The sequence below is a fragment of the Streptomyces sp. NBC_00414 genome (assembly GCF_036038375.1).
GTDB lineage: Bacteria > Actinomycetota > Actinomycetes > Streptomycetales > Streptomycetaceae > Streptomyces.
On the sequence record NZ_CP107935.1, the window covers coordinates 8,112,462 to 8,135,610 of the forward strand.

Consider the following 23,149-nt stretch of genomic DNA (forward strand, 5'->3'; position numbering starts at 1 on the left):
ATGGACACGCTACGGGGCGGACGGGACGGGCGGGACGGAGGGCACGGGCGGGACGGGTGGAGGCCACCGTCCGAGGTGCGCAACATCGTGCGGGACAGCACGATCGAGTATCTCGTCCAGGCCGGCTGGATCCAGGGCGACCTCGTCGTCAATCTGCCGCCCCCGCGCGAGCCCGTCGACACCGCGGCCGAGGAACTGGCCCGATCGGTACGCGCCCAGTGGTCGGCCGAGGTGGCCGCCTGGGAACTCGGGGACTTCGAGGGCCCGCTCGCGGTGCGCTGGCTCGCCCGCTGGGGAACCACCGCTCCGGCCGGCACCGCCGAACCCCCCACACGGCCCGCGCGCAGCGACCGGCTCGGTGACATCGCGGACACCCTGCTCGACCTGGACGCACGACGCCTCCTCGTCCTCGGCGGCCCCGGCTCCGGCAAGTCGACCCTGCTCGCCATGACCGTCGTCCTGCTCGCCGGACGCCATCTGGGCGATGTGACCCGCCGGATGCCCGGCGACCGGGGCGTACCCGTCCCGCTGCTCCTCTCCCTCGAGTCGTGGGACGCGGAGAGCGTGGGGCTCCGCGACTGGCTGGTCGGCCGGCTCACGGAGGACCACCCCGGGCTGCCCCGGGTGACCGGCGCGCATCCGGCCCGCCGCCTCGTGCGCGACGGCCGCGTACTGCCCGTGCTCGACGGCCTCGACGAACTGCCCGACCACCGCCGGGCCGCCGTGGTCCGCGAACTGAACGCCACCCCCAGGGAGTTGGGGTTCGTCCTGGCCTCCCGGACACACGAGTACCGGACGCTCGACGTCAGGGTCACGGGCGCCTCCGACATCGAGGCCCTGCCGGTCGGCCCGCGCGACGCCGCGGTCCATCTGCTGCGTACGGCCGACGAGCAGCGGCACGAGCGGTGGGGCCCGGTCCTCGACGAACTCGCCGACCACCCCGAAGGACCGCTCGGCCAGGCCCTGTCCACACCGCTGATGATCTGGCTCGCCCGGCGCGCCCACCGGCCGGCCCACACCGAACCGGCCCGCCTCGCCGACCGCACCCGGCTGCCCACCCGGGAAGCGGTCGAGCGACACCTCATGGACACCGTCGTCCCGGCCGCCTTCGAACCCCGCGCCCACGACACCGAGCGGCTGCACGCGCCGGGCCACTGGAACCCCGCCCGCGCCAGGGGCTGGCTCGCGTTCCTCGCCCGCGAGCTGGAACGCCGCCGCACCGGCGAGTTCGCCTGGTGGCGGCTGAACCGGGCCAGGGCGGCACGGCTGCTCGCGATGCCGACCCTGGTCGCCCTGTGCATCGTCCTCGCCGAGTCGATGATGGCGATCGTGACCCGCGTCGAGGACACCTACGGCGACTCGCCCCAGTTCGACCACGACGTGTTCGACCGCAACTACCTGTTCGGCGCCGCCGTCATGGCCACCGGCATCCAGCTGACCACGCTCCAGTGGTACGGCGACCGCTTCTGGGAACCGCGCCGCAGGGCCAACCCCTTCAAGGCCGGAGCCGCGCTGCGCTCCGCGTCCCGCGCCGCCTCCGTGCGCCGCGCCCTGACCTCGCTCGCCATCCTCGTGGTGCCCGGCGCGCTGCTCCTGCTCATGGCACAGGGCGCGTACGAGAGCGACGCGTTCACGGCCCAGGCCGTCCTCGGGTACATCCTGCCCGCGCTCGTGATGCTCGTGATCGCCGCGCCCGCCGACACGGTCGACGCGGCGACCCCGGACGAACTGCTGGCGAGCGAGCGCCGCGCGGGCCTGCTCACCCTCGGCGTGGTCGCCCCGCTGATCGGCCTGGGCAGCGGAGCGCACAGCCTGCTGACCGGGCACGGCACGGTCGACTTCTGGGTCGCCTTCGCCAAGGGGGTGACGGGCGCGGTGATCGTCCTGGTCGCCGTCAGCCCCTGGTGCCTGTGGGTGGTCTCCAAGGCCTGGCTCGCCGTGCTCGGCCGGGTGCCCTGGTCCCTCATGGAGTTCCTGCGGGACGCGTACGGCGGGGGACTGCTCCAGCGGTACGGCGGCACGTACCGGTTCCGGCACCTCAGGCTCCAGGAACACCTGGCGGGCCACCCGGCCGCCCCGCTCCCGGCTGCCTCCACCACAGTCGGCCCGCGCCAGCCCCTCACCGTCACGGGCCCGCGGCAGCCGCGTCCCGCCGCACCGCCGCCCAGGCTGTCCGAGGTCCTGGACAGTCCACCGCCGCTGCACGAACTGCGCGGTCACACCGTCGTGTCCAACGACGACGAGTACGTCGTGGACGCCCGCGACCGCCGCCTCCCGCTGGGCCACTGGCCGCTGTGCGGTCTCTTCATGGTGCTCGCGGCGGTACGCATGGCCGCCACCGGCAACTGGGACAACGCGCTGGGCTGGACCAGCGTGCTGTTCTGGCCCGCCCTCGCCGCGTTCGTCAACCTGGTCGCGTTCCTGCTGCCGAAGATGCACCTGACTCTGCGGATCGACCACCGGGGGATCGTCGCGTCGAGGGGGCGCCGCCGGGCTGCGTACCCCTGGGAGGACGTTCTCGCCGTGCGGGTCCGGCAGGTGTACGTCCGTGGGCGCGACCAGCGGGTGTACGGGCCGCATGTACGGCTGCGGCCGGGGGCGCCGGAGCCGCCGTGGATGTTCCGGGGACGCGACGGCTGGTACCTGGTGATGGCACTGCACTTCCGGGAGAGCGTGCCGCCTGATCTCGCGGGTGCGCTCACCCGCTTCTCCGGCGGGCGTTGGCAGGGGTGAGCGTTTCCGCTGCGCGGCGAGTGTGCTGACGAGTCTGCGGGCCGGTGGGGGCCGGTTGCGCAGTTCCCCGCGCCCCTAAAAGACTGCGCAGTTCCCCGCGCCCCTACCCCCAGGGGCGCGGGGAACTGCGCAGTCTTTTCGTCTTTGGCGGCGCAGCCCCAAGGGGGCAGGCGGGCCTACTTGTTGTCGAGCAGGTTCTGGACCTTGCCGCGTATCTCGTCGTTCGCGAGGCCGCGGATCGTCAAGGTCGTGCGGCGGCGCAGGACGTCGTCCGCCGTCTCCGCCCACTCGTTGTCGCGGGCGTACACGACCTGCGCCCAGATCTCGGGCGCGTCCTCGTGCACGCGCTGGGCCAGCTCCGGGTTGTCCTCGGCGAGACGGGCGATGTCGAAGGCCAGCGAACCGTAGTGCGTCGCCAGGTGCTTGGCGGTGTCGGCGCCCATCCGCGGAGCGGGCGCGGGGGAGTCGACCAGGAGCCGGTGCGCGACCGCGCGCGGGTTGGCGACACCCGGCAGCGGCAGCTTCTTCGGCAGCGCGGAGACCGGCTCGAAGTCCTCGCCGAGCGGCCGGCCCGGCAGCGACTCCAGCTGCTTCATGACGGTCCGGCCGATGTGCCGGAAGGTCGTCCACTTGCCGCCCGCGACGGACAGCATCCCGCCCCGGCCCTCGGTGACGACCGTCTCCCGCTTGGCCTTCGACGTGTCGCCGGGGCCGCCGGGCAGGACGCGCAGCCCCGCGAAGGAGTACGTGATCAGGTCGCGGGTCAGCTGCTTGTCGCGGATCGAGAACGCGGCCTCGTCCAGGATCTGGGCGATGTCCTTCTCGGTGACCGAGACGTCCGCCGGGTCGCCCTCGTACTCCTCGTCGGTCGTGCCGAGCAGCAGCATGTCCTCCCACGGGAGGGCGAACGTGATGCGGTACTTGTCGATCGGTGTGGCCAGCGCGGCCTTCCAGGGGGAGGTGCGCTTGAGGACCAGGTGCGCGCCCTTGGAGAGGCGGATGGACGGCGCCGCGTTCTCGTCCTCCATCTTGCGCAGGTGGTCCACCCACGGCCCGGTCGCGTTCAGCACGAGGCGCGCCGACACGCCGAACTCGTCACCGGAGAGCGTGTCCTTCAGCTCGGCGCCGGTCACCCGCCCCCGGGTGAAGCGCAGGCCGGTGACCGCGGCGTGGTTGAGCACGGTGGCACCCGACTCGACGGCCGCGCGGACCGTCATCAGCGCCATCCGCGAGTCGTTCATCTGGTCGTCGCCGTACACGGCCACGGCCTTCAAATTGTCCGTACGCAGCTCGGGAACGTCCTGCGCGGCCTTCGACGGCGAGAGCAGATGGCCCACACCGTCGCCGAAGGCCGACAGCGCCGAGTACGCGAAGACACCCGCGCCCAGCTTCGCCGCGCCGTGCGGCCCGCCCTTGTACACGGGGAGGTAGAACGTGAGCGGGTTCGCCAGGTGGGGGGCCACCTGACGGGAGACCGCACGGCGCTCGAAGTGGTTCTCCGCCACCAGCTTCACCGCGCCGGTCTGCAGGTAGCGCAGACCGCCGTGGAGCAGCTTGGAGGAGGCGGAGGAGGTCGCGCCGGCGAAGTCGCCGGCGTCGACCAGGGCCACCCGCAGGCCCGACTGTGCGGCATGCCAGGCGGTGGAGATGCCCAGGATTCCGCCACCGATCACCAGGAGGTCGTATGTCGACTTGGACAGCTGCTCCCGGGTCTCGGCGCGGCCCACTGCCTTCGCATGGAACGCGGCGGAGCCGTCGGCCGGGTGCGTCCCAAGAGCCGGGACACTCTGCAGGGTGGTCATTGCGATCTACTCCTCGTCCTCGATCCAGCCCATGGTCCGCTCGACGGCCTTGAGCCAGCTCTTGTACTCACGGTCGCGGGTCTCCGCGGCCATGTTCGGGGTCCATTCCGCGGCCCGGCGCCAGTTGGCGCGCAGGTCCTCGGTGTTCGTCCAGAAGCCGACGGCGAGACCGGCGGCGTAGGCGGCGCCGAGGCAGGTGGTCTCGGCGACCATCGGGCGCACCACGGGTGCGTCCAGGACGTCGGCCAGGGTCTGCATCAGCAGGTTGTTGGAGGTCATGCCGCCGTCGACCTTGAGGGCCGTGAGCTCGACGCCGGAGTCCTTCGTCATGGCGTCGCTGATCTCACGGGTCTGCCAGGCGGTGGCCTCCAGGACGGCGCGCGCGATGTGCGCCTTGGTGACGTACCGGGTCAGGCCGGTGATCACACCGCGGGCGTCGGGACGCCAGTACGGGGCGAACAGACCGGAGAAGGCCGGCACGAAGTACGCGCCGCCGTTGTCCTCGACCGACAGCGCGAGCGTCTCGATCTCCGCGGCGGACTTGATCAGGCCCATCTGGTCGCGCATCCACTGGACGAGCGAACCGGTGACGGCGATGGAACCCTCAAGGGCGTAGACCGGCTTCTGGTCGCCGATCTGGTAACCGACGGTGGTCAGCAGGCCGCTGTACGAGTTGATGAGCTTGTCACCGGTGTTCATCAGCATGAACGTGCCGGTGCCGTACGTGGACTTGGCCTCGCCCTCGGAGAAACAGGTCTGGCCGAACAGGGCCGCCTGCTGGTCGCCGAGCGCGGAGGCGACCGGGATGCCGCCGAGCAGGTCGCCCAGCTTGCCGCCGGTGATCTCGCCGTACACCTCGGCGGAGGAGCGGATCTCGGGCAGCATCGCCATCGGGACACCGATGGACTCGGCGATCTGCTCGTCCCACTGCATGGTGTGCAGGTTCATCAGCATCGTGCGGGAGGCGTTGGTGACGTCGGTGACGTGCCTTCCGCCGTTCACACCGCCCGTCAGGTTCCAGATGACCCAGCTGTCCATCGTGCCGAAGAGGATGTCGCCGGCCTCGGCGCGCTCGCGCAGGCCCTCGACGTTGTCGAGCAGCCAGCGGGCCTTCGGTCCCGCGAAGTACGACGCGAGGGGCAGGCCGGTCTGGCGGCGGAAGCGGTCCTGGCCGACGTTGCGGCCGAGCTCCTTGCAGAGCGCGTCGGTGCGGGTGTCCTGCCAGACGAGGGCGTTGTGGACGGGCTCACCGGTGTTCTTGTCCCACAGCAGCGTCGTCTCGCGCTGGTTGGTGATGCCGATGGCCTTGATGTCGTCGCGGGTGATGCCGGCCTTCTCGATGGCCGAGGCGACGACCTCCTCCACGTTGGTCCAGATCTCGGTGGCGTTGTGCTCCACCCAGCCCGGCTTCGGGAAGATCTGCTCGTGCTCCTTCTGGTCGACGGAGACGATCCGACCGTCCCGGTCGAAGACGATGCAGCGGCTGGAGGTGGTGCCCTGGTCGATCGCGGCGATGAACGGCCCGGCGGTGTGCGCGTCGGTCACGGTGTGCTCCTGAAAGTCCGTGGATGTGAGGCTGGCTTACGGCGTATTGCCTTCGGCTCCGGCCGACGTCCGTCCCGTACCGGACGGACGTCGGCGCCGAGCGGACGTACGGCTCTAAGCAAAAGCGACGTTGTAGAGGCCTGCGGCGATCGCTCCGCCGATCAGCGGACCCACGACCGGGATCCAGGCGTAGCTCCAGTCCGACCCGCCCTTGTTGGGCAGGGGCAGCAGGGCGTGCACGATGCGCGGACCGAGGTCACGGGCCGGGTTGATCGCGTAGCCCGTCGGGCCACCGAGCGAGAGGCCGATGCTGACGACGACGAGGGCGGTGATCAGCGCGCCCAGCGTGCCGAGACCCTTGCCGCTGTCGTTGAGCCCCTGCGTGAGGACCGCGAGCACCAGCACGGTCGTGCCGATGATCTCGGTGGCGACGTTCTGCCACGCGACCCGGACCTCCGGGCCGGTGGAGAAGATGCCGAGCACCGGGCCGGCCTTGGCCTCCCGTGCCTCCACGGACTTGACGTCCTGCGCACCGGGGCCGCCCACGATCTCGCGGTCGGTGAGGTGCGCGAGGAACTGTCCGTAGTACGCGATCCACACGAGCGCCGCACCGATCATGGCGCCGAGGAGCTGGCCCGACCAATAGGTCAGGACGTTGCTCCAGTCGTCGTCCTTGATCGCGATGCCGAGGGTGACGGCCGGGTTCAGATGGGCACCGGAGAGAGGCGCCGAGGTGTACACCGCGGTCAGTACCGCGAAGCCCCATCCGAACGTGATGGCGAGCCACCCGGCGTTGCGTGCCTTCGAGGCCTTCAGCGTGACGGCGGCGCACACGCCACCGCCGAGCAGGATGAGTATGGCGGTACCTATGGTCTCGCCGATGAAGATGTCGGAGCTGGACACCCGCGACTCCTTTGTCCTTCGTCCAGGGGAAGGCGAACCCCGGGTCCCTCCGGTGGTTCGCGACCTCAGGTGAGGTCGTTGCCGGCCCTTGGCCTTGTCACACTCTAACGCGTATTGCCGGTAGGTGTTCGACAATGCCGACCGATGGACGGGAGTCTCGCTCTGCCAATACCACCTCGTCAAGGCCCCTGTTATCGAAAACGCGATCGTTATTGATCGCTGTGACCTATCGATCATGAAAACGCCCGCACACCACGTGCGAGCAGGAACGTTCCGTGTCCGAGGGAGCGCGAAGAAGGCCGGTACGTCATCGACGTACCGGCCTTCTTCCCACAATCGGGGGCCCGGACTCGGCCCGGACCCGCTCAGGGTCCGGCGCGGGCCCGGCCCGGACTCAGAACCGCCCGGCGCCCAGGTCCCTGGACACCGAGCGGGCGCAGTCGCGGACGGCGGCGATCAGCTCGGGACGCAGCTCGCCGTCCTTGTCGCAGACGCGCTCCACCGCCCCCGTGACCCCCACCGCGCCGACCGGCATCCGCCGCTGGTTGTGAATGGGCGCGGCCACCGAGGCCACTCCTGTCCAGGTCTCCTCGACGTCGGCCGCGTACCCGCGCGCGCGGGTGAGGTCGAGAATGCCCTCGAACGCCTCGGGCGTACTGACCGTGCGCGCCGTGAACTCCTCGCGCTCGGCCTCCAGCACCTCGCTGTGCGCCACCGGGTCGTACGCCGACAGGACCTTGCCCAGCGCCGTGGAGTGCAGGGGCTGCATGGCCCCGACCTCCAGCACCTGCCGGCTGTCGTCGGGCCTGAACACGTGGTGCACGATCAGCACGCCCTGCTGGTGCAGCACCCCCAGGTAGACGCTCTCGCCGCTGGAGCGGGCCAGGTCGTCGGTCCACACCAGGGCGCGCGCCCGCAGTTCGTGCACATCGAGATAGGTCGTCCCGAGACGCAGCAGCTCGGCGCCCAGCTGGTAGCGCCCGGAGGGCCCGTCCTGCTCGACGAAGCCCTCCTGCTGCAGCGTGCGCAGGATCCCGTGGGCCGTGCCCTTCGCCAGGCCCAGCGACGAGGCGATGTCCGACAGGCCGAGCCGCCGCTCCCCGCCCGCGAGCAGCCGCAGCATCGCGGCCGCCCGTTCGAGCGACTGGATGTTCCGTGCCATCGCCGTCGTGCCCTCCGTCCCCTTGGACCGTCGGTCGCCGCTTCGCTGCCACCGTTCGGCAATGTCGAACATTACCGCTCATCGCCGACCTCCCGCTAATGGGTGGTCGTGATGAGTTGCGAACGCATCCCGGCCGACGCCGGGTACGGATCCCGCGTCCGTCCCGTGGACGCTCCCGCCCCTTCGGTGCCGTCGCGGGCTACCCTGACGGCGTGCGCCTTCCACGAGAAGCGCAAAGCCGACAGCCGTCGCACCCCAGGGAGCATTTTCCATGGCCTCGTTGCCGAACCCGTCCCTTCCGTCCGACTCGGCCTACAGCCGGGCCAGGACCGACGCCCTCCGCGAGGCGCTCGCCACCCGTGTGGTGGTGGCCGACGGCGCGATGGGCACGATGCTCCAGGCACAGGATCCGACCCTTGAGGACTTCGAGAACCTTGAGGGCTGCAACGAGATCCTGAACCTCACGCGCCCCGACATCGTGCGCTCCGTCCACCAGGAGTACTTCGCGGTCGGCGTCGACTGCGTCGAGACCAACACCTTCGGCGCCAACCACGCGGCCCTCGCCGAGTACGACATCGCCGACCGCGTCTTCGAGCTCTCCGAGTCCGGCGCCCGCATCGCCCGCGAGGTCGCCGACGAGTTCACCGCCTCCACCGGGCAGCAGCGCTGGGTCCTGGGCTCCATGGGCCCCGGCACCAAGCTGCCGACCCTCGGCCACGCCCCGTACACCCTCCTGCGTGACGCCTACCAGCGGAACGCCGAGGGCATGATCGTCGGCGGCGCCGACGCGCTGCTCGTGGAGACCACCCAGGACCTGCTGCAGACCAAGGCGTCCGTGCTGGGCGCCCGCCGGGCCCTGGAGAAGCTGGGCGTGGACCTGCCGCTGATCGTCTCCGTGACCGTCGAGACCACCGGCACCATGCTTCTCGGCTCGGAGATCGGCGCCGCGCTCACCGCCCTCGAACCGCTCGGCATCGACATGATCGGCCTGAACTGCGCCACCGGGCCCGCCGAGATGAGCGAGCACCTGCGCTATCTGGCCCGCCACTCCCGCATCCCGCTGTCCTGCATGCCGAACGCGGGTCTCCCGGTCCTCGGCAAGAACGGCGCCCACTACCCGCTGACCGCACCCGAACTCGCCGACGCCCAGGAAACCTTCGTCACCGAGTACGGCCTCTCCCTGATCGGCGGCTGCTGCGGCACGACCCCCGAGCACCTGCGACAGGTCGTCGAGCGCGTACGGGGCCTCACGCCGGCCCCGCGCGACCCGCGCCCCGAGCCCGGCGCCGCCTCGCTCTACCAGACCGTGCCGTTCCGCCAGGACACCGCCTACATGGCGATCGGCGAGCGCACCAACGCCAACGGCTCGAAGAAGTTCCGCGAGGCCATGCTCGAAGGCCGCTGGGACGACTGTGTGGAGATCGCCCGCGACCAGATCCGCGAGGGCGCGCACATGCTCGACCTCTGCGTCGACTACGTGGGCCGCGACGGCGTCGCCGACATGGAGGAGCTGGCCGGCCGCTTCGCCACCGCCTCCACCCTGCCGATCGTCCTGGACTCCACCGAGGTCGACGTCATCCGCGCCGGGCTGGAGAAGCTCGGCGGACGCGCGGTCATCAACTCCGTCAACTACGAGGACGGCGACGGCCCCGACTCCCGCTTCGCGAAGGTCACCAAGCTCGCGCAGGAGCACGGCGCCGCGCTCATCGCCCTCACCATCGACGAGGAGGGCCAGGCCCGTACGCCCGAGCACAAGGTGGCGATCGCCGAGCGGCTCATCGCCGACCTCACCGGCAACTGGGGCATCCACGAGTCGGACATCCTCATCGACACCCTGACCTTCACCATCTGCACCGGCCAGGAGGAGTCCCGGGGCGACGGCATCGCCACGATCGAGGCGATCCGGCAGCTCAAGCAGCGCCACCCCGACGTCCAGACCACCCTCGGTCTGTCGAACATCTCCTTCGGCCTCAACCCGGCCGCGCGCGTCCTGCTCAACTCGGTCTTCCTCGACGAGTGCGTCAAGGCCGGCCTCGACTCGGCGATCGTGCACGCCTCGAAGATCCTGCCGATCGCCCGCTTCACCGAGGAGGAGGTCACCACCGCCCTCGACCTCATCCACGACCGCCGCCGCGAGGGCTACGACCCGCTGCAGAAGCTGATGGCGCTGTTCGAGGGCGCCACCAGCAAGTCCCGCAAGGCGGGCCGCGCCGAGGAACTCGCCGCCCTGCCCCTGGACGAGCGGCTCAAGCGGCGCATCATCGACGGCGAGAAGAACGGCCTCGAACAGGACCTGGACGACGCCCTGAAGGAGCGCCCGGCCCTGGACATCGTCAACGAGACGCTCCTCGACGGCATGAAGGTCGTCGGCGAACTGTTCGGTTCCGGCCAGATGCAACTGCCGTTCGTGCTCCAGTCCGCCGAGGTGATGAAGACCGCGGTGGCCCACCTGGAGCCGCACATGGAGAAGACCGACGACGAGGGCAAGGGCACCATCGTGCTGGCCACCGTGCGCGGCGACGTGCACGACATCGGCAAGAACCTCGTCGACATCATCCTCTCCAACAACGGCTACACCGTGGTCAACCTCGGTATCAAGCAGCCCGTCTCCGCGATCCTCGAAGCCGCCCAGGAACACCGCGCCGACGTCATCGGCATGTCGGGCCTGCTGGTCAAGTCCACGGTGATCATGAAGGAGAACCTGGAGGAGCTCAACCAGCGCAAGATGGCCGCCGACTACCCGGTCATCCTCGGCGGCGCCGCCCTGACCCGGGCGTACGTCGAGCAGGACCTCCACGAGATCTACGACGGCGAGGTCCGCTACGCCCGCGACGCGTTCGAGGGCCTGCGCCTGATGGACGCGTTGATCGGGGTCAAGCGCGGGGTACCGGGCGCCGTGCTGCCCGAGCTGAAGCAGCGCCGGGTCAGGGCCAACGCCCAGCCGGTCGTCGAGGAACGCCCCGAGGAGGGCGCCGCCCGCTCCGACGTGGCCGTCGACAACCCCGTCCCCGAGCCCCCCTTCTGGGGCACCCGCGTCATCAAGGGCATCCAGCTCAAGGAGTACGCGTCCTGGCTCGACGAGGGCGCGCTGTTCAAGGGCCAGTGGGGCCTCAAGCAGGCCCGCACGGGCGACGGGCCGACGTACGAGGAGCTGGTGGAGACCGAGGGCAGGCCGCGGCTGCGCGGCCTCCTGGACCAGTTGCAGACGGGAAACCTGCTCGAAGCGGCCGTCGTCTACGGCTACTTCCCCTGCGTCTCCAAGGACGACGACCTGATCCTCCTCGACGACCAGGGCAACGAGCGCACCCGCTTCACCTTCCCGCGCCAGCGCCGTGGCCGCCGGCTGTGCCTGGCCGACTTCTTCCGGCCCGAGGAGTCCGGCGAGACGGACGTCGTCGGCCTCCAGATCGTCACCGTCGGCAACCGGATCGGTGAGGAGACGGCCAAGCTCTTCGAGGCGAACGCTTACCGCGACTACCTCGAACTGCACGGCCTGTCCGTCCAGCTGGCCGAGGCGCTGGCCGAGTACTGGCACGCACGCGTGCGCTCCGAACTCGGCTTCGCGGGGGAGGACCCGGCTGACGTCGAGGACATGTTCGCGCTCAAGTACCGCGGCGCCCGCTTCTCCCTCGGCTACGGCGCCTGCCCCGACCTGGAGGACCGTGCGAAGATCGCCCGCCTCCTGGAGCCCGAGCGCATCGGCGTCCACCTCTCGGAGGAGTTCCAGCTCCACCCGGAACAGTCCACGGACGCCATCGTCATCCACCACCCGGAAGCGAAGTACTTCAACGCCCGTTGAGAACTTCTTGAGGGACGCGGCAACCGGTGCATGACCGGGGTGCGGGCGCGTGAGGGCCGGCCGCGCAGTTCCCCACGCCCCTGACGGGGCACAGCCCCGCCTACAGGGGCGCGGGGAACGGCGCAATCTTTTTAGGGGCGCGGGGAACGGCGCGAGCAACCACAACGCCCCGTCAGCCGACCAACCCCCAAGCCCCCCAGCCCCCCGCAGGGGACCCGCCCAGATCCGAGAGGCGCCCGCGCGAGCACCGACGTACACTGGTCGGTCCAGTGCAGGCCGGTTCCCCAGGAGGGAACCGGCCTTCTCGTCCCTTACACGGAGGTGCGCCTATGACCAGTACGGTCCCCCCACCAGGCACCCGGACGGCCGAAAGCTCCACGCTCCAGGCCGTACTCCTCGACATGGACGGCACCCTGGTGGACACCGAGGGCTTCTGGTGGGACGCCGAGGTCGAGGTGTTCGCCCAGCTCGGCCACCGGCTGGACGATTCCTGGCGCCACGTGGTGGTGGGCGGCCCCATGACCCGCAGCGCCGCCTTCCTCATCGAGGCCACCGGCGCCACGATCACCCTGTCCGAGCTCACGGTGCTGCTGAACGACGGGTTCGAGAACCGCATCGCCCGGAGCCTGCCGCTGATGCCGGGCGCCGCGAGACTCCTGGCAGAGCTCGCCGCACACGGCGTCCCCACCGCGCTGGTCTCCGCCTCCCACCGCCGCATCATCGACCGCGTCCTGCTCTCGCTCGGCGCCCAGAACTTCGCCCTGACCGTCGCAGGCGACGAGGTGGAACGCACCAAGCCCTTCCCCGACCCGTATCTGATCGCGGCCGCCGGACTCGGCGCGGATCCGGCCAGGTGCGCGGTCATCGAGGACACCGCGACGGGCGTGGCCGCGGCCGAGGCGGCGGGCTGCCACGTCGTGGCCGTACCCTCCGTGGCCCCGATCGCACCGGCAACGGGGAGGACCGTCGTTCAGTCCCTCGAACAGGTCGACCTGACTTTTCTGCGAGGGCTGATGACGGAAAAGCGCTAATCGTTCACCCACGGTGCACGAGCGAATGCGAAAAACTACGTGGTCACAGCACCGGAATAATTCGATCATCCGGCGCGCGCATCGGATGGCCGAATTCCGGTACTCCCACACACGGTTGAAGGTGTGACGTTCGCCACTGTGGAGGGGGTCGACAGAGTGCTTCCAGTGTGTCTGGGAAGCCTTTGTAGTGGTCACGGGCGTGCCCTTGTGTCCCGATTCGTGGAACGCTGTACTAATCATTCCGCTGTCGGTTTTTCGGTGCGTCCACAGCCGGTTTCGCAGCGTGATGGGAACTCAACTCCGGTACCTGTGAACCGTCCTGCCGGTGCCGACTAATCTCATCGCGAGAACATCGCCGTAACCCCGTGACTTAACCCCGTGGCCCGACCGCAACACCCCGGCCTGCCGGGCCCGTGGGATCAACAGCTCTGGAGAACTTCGAGCATGAACCGTAAGCCTTTGGTGCTGCCGGCCGCGATCGGTCTGCTCGCCTCTGTCCTCGCCGCGTGCGGCGGCTCCGACAGTGGGGGCGACGGCGGCGACGCGATCGTCGTCGGTACCACCGACCGGTTCTCTGCCTCGAAGGAGACACCGGCCCCGTTCGACCCGGCCTACGCGTACGACGTCGGCGCCTGGAACGTCCTGCGCCAGACCGTCCAGACGCTGATGGCCATGCCCAACGGCGGCGGTGACCCGACTCCGGAGGCCGCCGAGGAGTGCGGATTCACCGACTCCGGCAACGAGCGGTACACCTGCACGCTGCGCAAGGACCTCAAGTTCTCCAACGGCGACCCGGTCACCGCCGAGGACGTGAAGTTCTCCATCGACCGCGCGCTGCAGATCAAGGCCGACACGGAGGTCTACGCCCTGCTGTCGACCGTCGACACCGTCGAGACCAAGGGCGACCGCGAGGTGATCTTCCACCTCAAGAGCGCCGACGCCACCTTCCCGTTCAAGCTGACCACGCCGGTCGCGGGCATCGTGAACCCCAAGGACTACGCCAAGAACAAGCTGCGGAACGGCCTCGATGTCAGCGGCTCCGGCCCGTACAGCCTCAAGGCCGAGACCAAGGGCGACGACGTCACCAAGGTCGTCTTCACCAAGAACCCCTACTACCAGGGGATCTCGGACATCAAGAACGACAAGGTCGAGCTGCGGTCCTTCGAGGACGCGGACGCCATGGGCGCCGCGATCGACAAGGGCGACATCGACATGATGACCCGCACCATGTCGCCTGCCCAGATCAAGAAGCTGCAGAACGCCAAGGACAGCGACATCGACGTGATCGAGCAGCCCGGGCTGGAGATCCGTTACATCGGCTTCGACGTCGAGAAGCCGACGCTGAAGGACAAGGCGGTCCGCCAGGCGGTCGCCCACGTCGTCAACCGCGGCGAACTGACCTCCAAGGTGTACGGCTCGGGCGCCGACCCGCTGTACTCGATGGTCCCGGCCACCGTCACCGGCCACGCCAACTCGTTCTTCAACGAGTACGGCGAGCCGAGCGTCGCCAAGGCCAAGGCGCTCCTCACCGCGGCGAACATCACGACGCCGGTGAAGTTCACGATGAACTACACGACGGACCACTACGGCTCCGCCACCAAGACCGAGTTCGAGACGCTGCAGAAGCAGCTCAACGAAACGGGCCTCTTCGACGTCGACATCAAGGGCGAGAAGTGGGACACCTACCGCCCCAAGCAGCGTGAGGGCAAGTTCGCCGTCTACGGCATGGGCTGGTTCCCCGACTTCCCGGACGCGGAGACCTTCCTGACGCCGTTCCTGGACAAGGACAACACCATCGCGTCGCCGTACGTGAACAAGCGCATCCGGGAGAACCTGATCCCGGAGTCCCGCCGCGAGGCCGACCGGCTCACCGCCTCGAAGAGCATCGAGGAGATCCAGAGCATCGTCGCCGACGACGTCCCGCTGCTGCCGCTGTGGCAGGGCAAGCAGTATGTCGCCGTACGGGACGACATCACCGGCGCCGAGTACGCGATCAACTCCTCGGCGACCCTGCAGCTGTGGGAGCTGGGCCGCGGAGTGGGCAGCAACTGACGCTCGGCGAAAACGACATGGCCGGTCCCGCCGTCGAGGCGGGGCCGGCCATTCGCTTGCTCCCCGGCCGCGGCCCGCGCACACGAGAGATGGCCGCCCCCTTCGACCGGGGGCGGCCATCTCTCGTCAGTACCGCTGCGGCGCGCGCCCGGTCACTGCGCGCCGGGGCGCACCAGACCACTCTCGTACGCGTACACCGCGGCCTGCACGCGGTCCCGCAGCCCCAGTTTCGTCAGGACGTGGCCCACGTGCGTCTTCACCGTGGTCTCGCTGACGAACAGGTCCGCCGCGATCTCCGCGTTCGACAACCCGCGGGCCACCAGCTTCAGCACCTCGACCTCACGCTCGGTCAGCGTGTGCAGGGTGTCGGGCACCGGCTCGTCGCCCGAGGGCAGATGGCCCGCGTACTTGTCGAGCAGCCGACGGGTGATGCTCGGCGCCAGCATGGCCTCGCCCGCGGCCACCACCCGGATCGCCTGCACCAACTCGTTGGCCGGGGCGTCCTTCAGGAGGAAACCACTGGCCCCGGCACGCAGGGCCTCCACCACGTACTCGTCGAGGTCGAAGGTCGTCAGGACCAGCACCTTCGCCGGACCGTCCCGGCCGGGGCCGGTGATCTGCCGGGTCGCCTCGACACCGTCCATCCTCGGCATACGGATGTCCATCAGCACCACATCGGGCTGCAGGGCACGGACCTGATCGATCGCCTGGAGACCGTCACCGGCCTCGCCGACGACCGCAATGTCCTGCTCCGCCTCCAGGATCATCCGGAAACCGGTGCGCAACAGCGGCTGGTCGTCGACGAGTAGGACGCGGATGGCCACGTGAGTCTCCTTCGCTAGTCCGGGCCCATTCTGCCCTGCGGGAGTCACGCGGCACGCCCGCGGGGCACCGCGGCCACCCCTGCGCTCAGGCCTCGCCGGACCCGGGCTCCCGCACCGGCAGCGGGTACGGCGGGGGAGTACCGCCGAATTCCGGACAGACCGCCTGGTGATCGCACCAGCCGCAGAGCTTGGTGGGCCGCGGGCGCCAGTCACCGGTCTCCGTGGCGAGCCGGATCGCCTCCCACAGCGAGTGCAACTTGCGCTCCACCCGCTCCAGATCGGCCGGCACCGGGTCGTACGTCAGCACGTCGCCGCTGCCCAGGTAGACGAGCTGGAGTCGGCGCGGGACGACCTGTTTCAGCCGCCACACCACCAGGGCGTAGAACTTCATCTGGAACAGGGCGCCCTCCGCGTACTCCGGACGCGGGGCCTTGCCCGTCTTGTAGTCGACGATCCGCACCTCGCCGGAGGGCGCCACGTCGACACGGTCGATGATGCCCCGCAGCTTCAGGCCCGAGTCGAGCTGCGCCTCCACGAACAGCTCACGCTCGGCCGGTTCGAGACGGGTCGGGTCCTCCAGGGTGAACCAGCGCTCGACCAGCCGCTCCGCCTCGCCGAGCCAGCGCGCCAGCTTCTCGCCCGCGGCCTCCTCGTCCGAGTCCGTGAACAGCTCGGCCAGCTCGGGCTTCGCCTCCCGCAGCCGGTCCCACTGACCGGGGATCAGCGACTTGGCGCGCGGCGCGGTCCGCTCGGTGGCGGGGGAGTCGAAGAGCCGCTCAAGGACCGCGTGCACCAGCGTCCCGCGCGTCGCCGCCTCGCTCGGCTTCTCGGGCAGCTTGTCGATCACCCGGAACCGGTACAGCAACGGACACTGCATGAAGTCCCCGGCCCGTGAGGGCGACAACGAGGCCGGAGCCACGGCAACCCTGATCCGGCCCGACGAACCTCCCTCGGCGCCGTCGGCCGCCGGGGCGACCGCGGGCTCGACGGCGGCCCCCGCCCGCTCGGCCGCCGGGTCGGCGGGCCGGGGCAGCGCGGCCCCTGGCTGCCCGGCCGGAGAGGTCACGGGCGGCGCGGCCACGACGTCGGACGGCTGGACCGCGTCGTCCGCCGGTACGGCCTCGGAGCCGGGCCGGGCAACGCCGTCGGTGCTGGTTTCCATGACGACAGACCTTACGGCTCGCCACTGACACCGCGACACACGGTGACCTGCGTGCCGTGCGCCCGCCCGGGAAACGGAGGGGGTGCCGGGGCCGAACACGCCGCGACGGCCGCATACCATCGACCACAAGACCTCTCGCGTGCATGATCGCGAGCGGGACACGCGTCGAACGAGGGGACATCGTGGACGAGAGCGGCGGGAGCGGGCAGCCGCGATCCGGTACTGACGAGGCGGACGAGCACCGCACGGGTCAGCCGGGACCCGGCGACCCGGCGACCACGACGGCCAGGCCGCCCTCCGACCAGCAGCCGCACGAAGCCGACACCGCGGCGGAACCGGCGGCCCCGGCCCGCCCCGAACCGACGGACGGCACGGAGCCCGTACGCCTCCACAAGGCGCCCGGAACCGGCAGCACCCAGGCCCCGGCTCCGCCCCCGGCTCCGGCGGAAGAGGGACCGGCCGGCCACGCCCCCGGCGGACAGCCGCACGACACCCACAAGCCGGACGCCCACAAGCCGGACGCCCACCAGCCCGAGGTCCACAGGTCCGAGGCCCACACCACCCCGGCGCCCGGCGGCAAGAAGGGCCCCGCCCCCCGCCGCCCCAAGGAACCCGGCGGCGGCCTCCTCATGGGACGCCCCTTCGGCGTACCCGTGTACGTGGCACCCAGCTGGTTCCTCGTCGCCGCACTCATCACCTGGGTCTTCGGCGGCCAGCTCGACCGCGTCCTGCCCGAGCTGGGCATGGCCCGCTACCTCGTCTCGCTCTTCTTCGCCGTCGCCTTCTACGCCTCCGTACTCGTCCACGAACTGGCGCACACGGTCGCGGCCCTGCGCTTCGGGCTCCCCGTGCGCCGGATCCAGCTGCAGTTCTTCGGCGGCGTCTCCGAGATCGAGAAGGAATCCGAGACACCCGGACGCGAGTTCGTCCTCGCCTTCGTCGGCCCACTGCTCTCGCTCATCCTCAGCGGCCTCTTCTACCTCGCCCTCCAGACCGTCGAACCCGGCACCGTCCCCGGCGTCCTCCTGGGCGGCCTGATGATCTCCAACCTGATCGTCGCCGCGTTCAACCTGCTCCCCGGCCTGCCCCTCGACGGGGGCCGCATGCTCAGGGCCGTCGTCTGGAAGATCACCGGCAAACCGATGAGCGGCACCGTCGCCGCCGCCTGGGTCGGCCGCGCCCTCGCGATCTCCGTACTCATCGGACTGCCCCTGCTCACCCACTCCGGCGGCCTCGGCACCGACGCCGAGGACATCGGCGGCATGGACACCGTCATGGACGCCCTGCTCGCCGCGATCCTCGCCGCGATCATCTGGACCGGCGCCGGGAACAGCCTGCGCGTGGCCCGTCTGCGGGAACACCTGCCCGAGCTGAGAGCCCGCGCCCTCACCCGGCGCGCGGTCCCCGTCGAGACCCACACCCCGCTCTCCGAAGCACTGCGCCGCGCCAACGAGGCCGGCGCCCGCGCCCTGGTCGTGGTGGACGCCGACGGCGACCCCCTCTCGCTCGTCCGCGAGGCCGCCATCGTGGGCGTACCGGAACACCGCCGCCCCTGGGTCGCCGTCAGCGGCCTCGCCCAGGACCTGACGGACGGCATGCGCGTCTCCGCCGAACTGGCCGGCGAGGACCTCCTGGAAGTACTGCGCGCGACCCCGGCGACCGAATACCTCGTGGTGGAGGACTCCGGCGAGATCTACGGAGTCCTCTCGGCGGCGGACGTCGAGAAGGCCTTCGTCAAGGCAATGGCCCGCCCGAGCTGAGCCCGGCCCCCGGGGCGCCCTCCAGGGGCGCGGGGCCGTCTCGACATGCGGCTCCGCCGCGTGGGCGCGACCAGCCACGACGCACCTGCGGTGAGCCACGCTCCGGAGCACAGCGAGCCCCTGGTCGGCCCCCTCCGCAATCGCCGGTAGGGTAAGTGACATGTCCGAACCGACCGGTGCCGCCCGCCGACGCGGGCCCTTCAAGGTCGGGGACCAGGTACAGCTGACCGACCCCAAGGGCCGCCACTACACGTTCACGCTCGAAGCGGGGAAGAACTTCCACACCCACAAGGGTTCCTTCCCGCACGACGAGCTGATCGGCGCACCCGAGGGCAGCGTTGTCCGCACCACGGGGAACGTCGCCTATCTGGCGCTGCGCCCCCTGCTCCCCGACTACGTCCTGTCCATGCCCCGCGGCGCCGCCGTGGTCTACCCCAAGGACGCGGGGCAGATCCTGTCCTTCGCCGACATCTTCCCCGGCGCACGCGTCGTGGAAGCCGGCGTGGGCTCCGGCTCCCTCAGCACCTTCCTGCTCCGCGCCGTCGGCGACCAGGGAATGCTGCACTCGTACGAGCGCCGCGAGGACTTCGCCGAGATCGCCCAGCAGAACGTGGAGCGCTACTTCGGTGGCCCCCACCCCGCCTGGCAGCTCACCGTCGGCGACCTCCAGGACAACCTGTCGGACACCGAGGTGGACCGTGTCGTCCTCGACATGCTGGCCCCCTGGGAGTGCCTGGAGGCCGTCTCCAAGGCGCTCGTCCCCGGCGGCATCGTCTGCTGCTACGTGGCCACCACCACCCAGCTCGCACGGACCGTCGAGTCCATCCGCGAGATCGGCTGCTTCAACGAGCCGACCGCCTGGGAGTCGATGGTCCGCAACTGGCACATCGAGGGCCTGGCCGTCCGCCCCGACCACCGGATGATCGGCCACACCGGCTTCCTGCTCACCGCCCGCCGCCTCGCGGACGGCGTCGAGCCGCCCATGCGCCGCCGCCGCCCCTCCAAGGGCGCGTACGGCGACGACTACACCGGACCGAACGCCGACGGGGGCGCCGCCGGCCGCTGACCCGGCCCCTGCCGCACACAACGCGAAAGCACCGTGGCCGAGTTCCCGAGGACCCCTCGGGAACTCGGCCACAGCTCTTTTCCCCTGACGATCCGCCAGTACCCCGCACCCCACCGTTCCCTCGCGGTGTGACGTGTGGCACCATGCTGGCCACCCCACCGGCACAGCCCTCACAGGAGACACTTCCTAGTGCAGCAATCCGCCGTCCCGGAACTGGCCCACACGAACACCCGCCCGATCCACTGGGTCGCCACGGCGGCGGCGCTCGCCGCGGTCGTCGCGGCCTCCGGCTTCCTGCAACCCGACGAGGCCACGGCCGCCCAGCACGGCACCGAGGCGAAGAGCGCCCCGGTGGCCACGACACCCCCCGACCCGGCCCGCGCCGACTTCCCCCTGGACTGCGGCCCCGCGAAGGTCCTCGTCCAGAAGAAGGCCTCGGGCGACCTCGACGGGGACGGCCTCCCCGAGACGGTCGCCGTGGTCCGCTGCGACGCCGGATCCGGCACCCCGCCCAGCGGCGTCTACGTCCTCACCAGGTCCGGGGGCACCTCGAAGGCCAGGGTCGTCGCCACCCTCGTCGACCCGAAGGACCGACTGTCCGTCCAGGACTTCGCCGTCCGCGACGCCACCGTCACCGCGACCCTGCTCGGCTACTCCTCGCCCGACGTACCGAGTTGCTGCCCCGACGTGAACGAGGGCGCCAAGTGGCAGTGGAAGAACGGCGCATTCGTACGCTCGACACCGCCCGCGGCCCGGAGCATGTGAGCCCGGGCGTCTGAGACCGGACGTGCGGGACCCGGCCGTGTGAGAAGAAAGACAGAAGAAAGACAACCGGGAGGAACCGGGCACCCGCGTGACGCGAGGTGCCCGTCCGCTCACTCCGCGTCGGGACCGTAGACCTCGACGCTGTCCGACACCCGGCGTACGTGGATGCAGTCGCCCGGGCACTCCTTCGCGGAGTCGGCGACGTCACGCAGAAGCGTCAGGGGTACGGGCGTTGTCGCCCCCGGGGTCTGCAGGAGCTCGTCGCCCGAGCTCTTCACATAGGCCAGCCCGTCGATGTCCAGTTCGAACACCTCGGGCGCGTACTGGGCGCAGATCCCGTCGCCGGTGCACAGGTCCTGGTCGATCCAGACCTCAAGCGCCTCGCCGTCGACTGCGGCCTCCTGCTGCACGGTCATTTCTCCTGCCGTTTCCTGCGCAGAGCGGCCCGAAGACGGGGAATCGCGCCAGCTCTGACGGGTGTTGAACACTTCGACCCTACCTCCGTCGGCTTCCCAATCATGTTGGGTGGGTATTCCACTGGCGTGAGGGAGAGCGCAAGGGTGAAGATCGGACACACCCCGACAGTCTTTTGATCTAGGGGTTTCAATCGACACCCACCCAGGTAGGGTCTGGAAGCGTCCAGCTCCCCTTGGAGGAGGTGAGGACCGTGGCAGCCCACGACGACGACATGAACCGCGGCATCCGCCCGGGACGAGGGTCCGACGACCCGTCCGGGCAGATTGCCTACCTTGAGCAGGAGATCGCCGTCCTGCGACGCAAGCTCGCCGACTCTCCGCGACACACGAGGATTCTCGAAGAGCGGATCGTCGAGCTGCAGACCAATCTGGCCGGCGTGTCCGCGCAGAACGAGCGGCTGGCCAACACCCTCCGAGAGGCCCGCGACCAGATCGTGGCACTCAAGGAGGAGGTCGACCGGCTCGCGCAGCCGCCGGCCGGCTTCGGGGTCTTCCTCGCAGCGAACGAGGACGGCACCGCCGACATCTTCACCGGGGGCCGCAAACTCCGGGTGAACGTCAGCCCCAGCGTCGAGCTCGAAGAGCTCAGGCGCGGCCAGGAACTGATGCTCAACGAAGCTCTCAACGTGGTCGAGGCCATGGAGTACGAGAGCGTCGGCGACATCGTCACCCTCAAGGAGATCCTGGAGGACGGTGAGCGTGCCCTCGTGCAGGGGCACACCGACGAGGAACGGGTGGTCCGGCTCGCCGAGCCACTCCTCGACATCAACATCCGCCCCGGCGACGCACTCCTCCTCGAACCCCGCTCCGGCTACGTCTACGAGGTCGTGCCCAAGAGCGAGGTCGAGGAACTCGTCCTCGAAGAAGTCCCGGACATCGGCTACGAGCAGATCGGCGGTCTGGGCGGCCAGATCGAGATGATCCGCGACGCCGTCGAGCTCCCCTACCTCCACCCCGACCTCTTCAAGGAGCACGAACTGCGGCCGCCCAAGGGCGTCCTGCTGTACGGGCCCCCCGGATGCGGCAAGACGCTCATCGCCAAGGCCGTCGCCAACTCACTGGCCAAGAAGGTCGCCGAGGTGACCGGACAGGCCCAGGGCAAGAGCTTCTTCCTCAACATCAAGGGACCCGAGCTCCTCAACAAGTACGTCGGCGAGACCGAGCGGCAGATCCGCCTCGTCTTCCAGCGCGCCCGTGAGAAGGCCAGCGAGGGCACCCCCGTCATCGTCTTCTTCGACGAGATGGAATCCCTCTTCCGCACCCGTGGATCAGGCGTCAGCTCGGACGTGGAGAACACCATCGTCCCGCAGCTGCTCGCCGAGATCGACGGCGTGGAGGGCCTGCAGAACGTGGTGGTGATCGGCGCCTCGAACCGCGAGGACATGATCGACCCCGCGATCCTGCGCCCCGGCCGGCTCGACGTGAAGATCAAGATCGAGCGTCCGGACGCCGAAGCGGCCAAGGACATCTTCGCCAAGTACCTCACCGAGCGTCTCCCGCTGCACCCCGACGACGTCGGCGAGCACGGAGGCAGCAAGACCACCACCGTCCAGAGCATGATCCAGACCGCCGTCGAGCACATGTACACCGAGTCCGAGGAAAACCGCTTCCTCGAAGTCACGTACGCGAACGGCGACAAGGAAGTCCTCTACTTCAAGGACTTCAACTCCGGCGCCATGATCGAGAACATCGTCGGCCGCGCCAAGAAGATGGCGATCAAGGACTTCCTCGAACACAGCCAGAAGGGTCTGCGGGTCTCCCACCTGCTGCAGGCCTGCGTGGACGAGTTCAAGGAGAACGAGGACCTGCCGAACACCACCAACCCGGACGACTGGGCCCGAATCTCCGGAAAGAAGGGCGAACGGATCGTTTACATCCGGACACTCATCACCGGAAAGCAGGGCGCGGACACCGGACGCTCCATCGACACGGTGGCGAACACCGGTCAGTACCTGTAAAAGACAGGGTGGCTGCGGGTGCCCTCACCGGGCACCCGCAGCCAACTGTTTTCCAGGGCACAGCTGGAGCTGAGCAATGACGCAAATGATCTCCCCACCAGCGCAAAGGCG

15 protein-coding genes are annotated in these 23,149 nt (G+C 69.9%); 8 read left to right on the plus strand and 7 right to left on the minus strand.

Going from position 1 to position 23,149, the window contains the following annotated elements:
* Nucleotides 1-2,733 (plus strand): NACHT domain-containing protein, encoded by a 2,733-nt coding sequence (locus OHS59_RS35290; protein ID WP_328497403.1) that lies wholly within the window; start codon nt 1-3, stop codon nt 2,731-2,733.
* 176 nt (nt 2,734-2,909) lie between these two features.
* Here OHS59_RS35290 and OHS59_RS35295 read toward each other — a convergent pair whose 3' ends face one another.
* The 4 genes from OHS59_RS35295 to OHS59_RS35310 all read right to left on the minus strand — a co-directional run bounded on the left by OHS59_RS35295 (nt 2,910) and on the right by OHS59_RS35310 (nt 8,145).
* Entirely contained in the window at nt 2,910-4,535 is a 1,626-nt protein-coding gene (locus OHS59_RS35295) for a glycerol-3-phosphate dehydrogenase/oxidase (RefSeq protein WP_328497404.1), read from the minus strand.
* 6 nt (nt 4,536-4,541) lie between these two features.
* A complete protein-coding gene (gene glpK, locus OHS59_RS35300; RefSeq protein ID WP_328497405.1) occupies nt 4,542-6,080 on the minus strand; it encodes a glycerol kinase GlpK in 1,539 nt (512 codons plus the stop codon).
* Between the two features lie 114 nt (nt 6,081-6,194).
* Complete coding sequence (locus OHS59_RS35305) at nt 6,195-6,983, minus strand: MIP/aquaporin family protein (protein ID WP_328497406.1); 789 nt, start codon at nt 6,981-6,983, stop codon at nt 6,195-6,197.
* A 394-nt stretch (nt 6,984-7,377) separates the two neighbouring features.
* Nucleotides 7,378-8,145 carry an IclR family transcriptional regulator gene (locus OHS59_RS35310; RefSeq protein WP_328499480.1) on the minus strand — a complete coding sequence of 256 codons (768 nt, stop codon included), beginning with the start codon at nt 8,143-8,145 and terminating at the stop codon, nt 7,378-7,380.
* Nucleotides 8,146-8,416: 271 nt separating this feature from the next.
* Between OHS59_RS35310 and metH the strand changes: the two genes are divergently transcribed.
* The 3 genes from metH to OHS59_RS35325 all read left to right on the plus strand — a co-directional run bounded on the left by metH (nt 8,417) and on the right by OHS59_RS35325 (nt 15,027).
* The gene (gene metH, locus OHS59_RS35315; protein ID WP_328497407.1) at nt 8,417-11,944 is read left to right on the plus strand and encodes a methionine synthase; all 3,528 of its coding nucleotides are present in this window, start codon (nt 8,417-8,419) and stop codon (nt 11,942-11,944) included.
* 329 nt (nt 11,945-12,273) lie between these two features.
* On the plus strand, nt 12,274-12,975 hold the full coding sequence (locus OHS59_RS35320; RefSeq protein ID WP_328497408.1) for an HAD family phosphatase: 702 nt from the start codon (nt 12,274-12,276) through the stop codon (nt 12,973-12,975).
* Nucleotides 12,976-13,419: 444 nt separating this feature from the next.
* Nucleotides 13,420-15,027, plus strand: coding sequence for an ABC transporter substrate-binding protein (locus OHS59_RS35325; protein ID WP_328497409.1), 1,608 nt, complete (start codon nt 13,420-13,422; stop codon nt 15,025-15,027).
* Between the two features lie 152 nt (nt 15,028-15,179).
* Here OHS59_RS35325 and OHS59_RS35330 read toward each other — a convergent pair whose 3' ends face one another.
* Nucleotides 15,180-15,851, minus strand: a complete 672-nt coding sequence (locus OHS59_RS35330) for a response regulator (protein WP_107019862.1) — start codon at nt 15,849-15,851, stop codon at nt 15,180-15,182.
* A gap of 85 nt (nt 15,852-15,936) precedes the next feature.
* Nucleotides 15,937-17,013, minus strand: a complete 1,077-nt coding sequence (locus tag OHS59_RS35335; RefSeq protein WP_328497410.1) for a RecB family exonuclease — start codon at nt 17,011-17,013, stop codon at nt 15,937-15,939.
* A gap of 182 nt (nt 17,014-17,195) precedes the next feature.
* On the opposite strand from OHS59_RS35335, the gene OHS59_RS35340 reads away from it, so the two are divergent.
* From OHS59_RS35340 to OHS59_RS35350, 3 genes are all read left to right on the plus strand, one after another.
* A complete protein-coding gene (locus OHS59_RS35340) occupies nt 17,196-18,773 on the plus strand; it encodes a site-2 protease family protein (protein WP_328497411.1) in 1,578 nt (525 codons plus the stop codon).
* A gap of 160 nt (nt 18,774-18,933) precedes the next feature.
* Nucleotides 18,934-19,839, plus strand: a complete 906-nt coding sequence (locus tag OHS59_RS35345) for a tRNA (adenine-N1)-methyltransferase (RefSeq protein WP_328497412.1) — start codon at nt 18,934-18,936, stop codon at nt 19,837-19,839.
* A 189-nt stretch (nt 19,840-20,028) separates the two neighbouring features.
* The gene (locus tag OHS59_RS35350) at nt 20,029-20,604 is read left to right on the plus strand and encodes a hypothetical protein (protein WP_328497413.1); all 576 of its coding nucleotides are present in this window, start codon (nt 20,029-20,031) and stop codon (nt 20,602-20,604) included.
* Between the two features lie 110 nt (nt 20,605-20,714).
* On the opposite strand, the gene OHS59_RS35355 is transcribed toward OHS59_RS35350, so the two are convergent.
* Complete coding sequence (locus tag OHS59_RS35355; RefSeq protein WP_328497414.1) at nt 20,715-21,020, minus strand: ferredoxin; 306 nt, start codon at nt 21,018-21,020, stop codon at nt 20,715-20,717.
* A gap of 251 nt (nt 21,021-21,271) precedes the next feature.
* Here OHS59_RS35355 and arc point away from each other — a divergent pair, with 251 nt between their 5' ends.
* Nucleotides 21,272-23,038: a proteasome ATPase gene (gene arc, locus OHS59_RS35360; protein WP_328497415.1), complete on the plus strand. Its 1,767-nt coding sequence runs from the start codon at nt 21,272-21,274 to the stop codon at nt 23,036-23,038.
* The last annotated feature ends 111 nt before the right edge of the window (nt 23,039-23,149 follow it).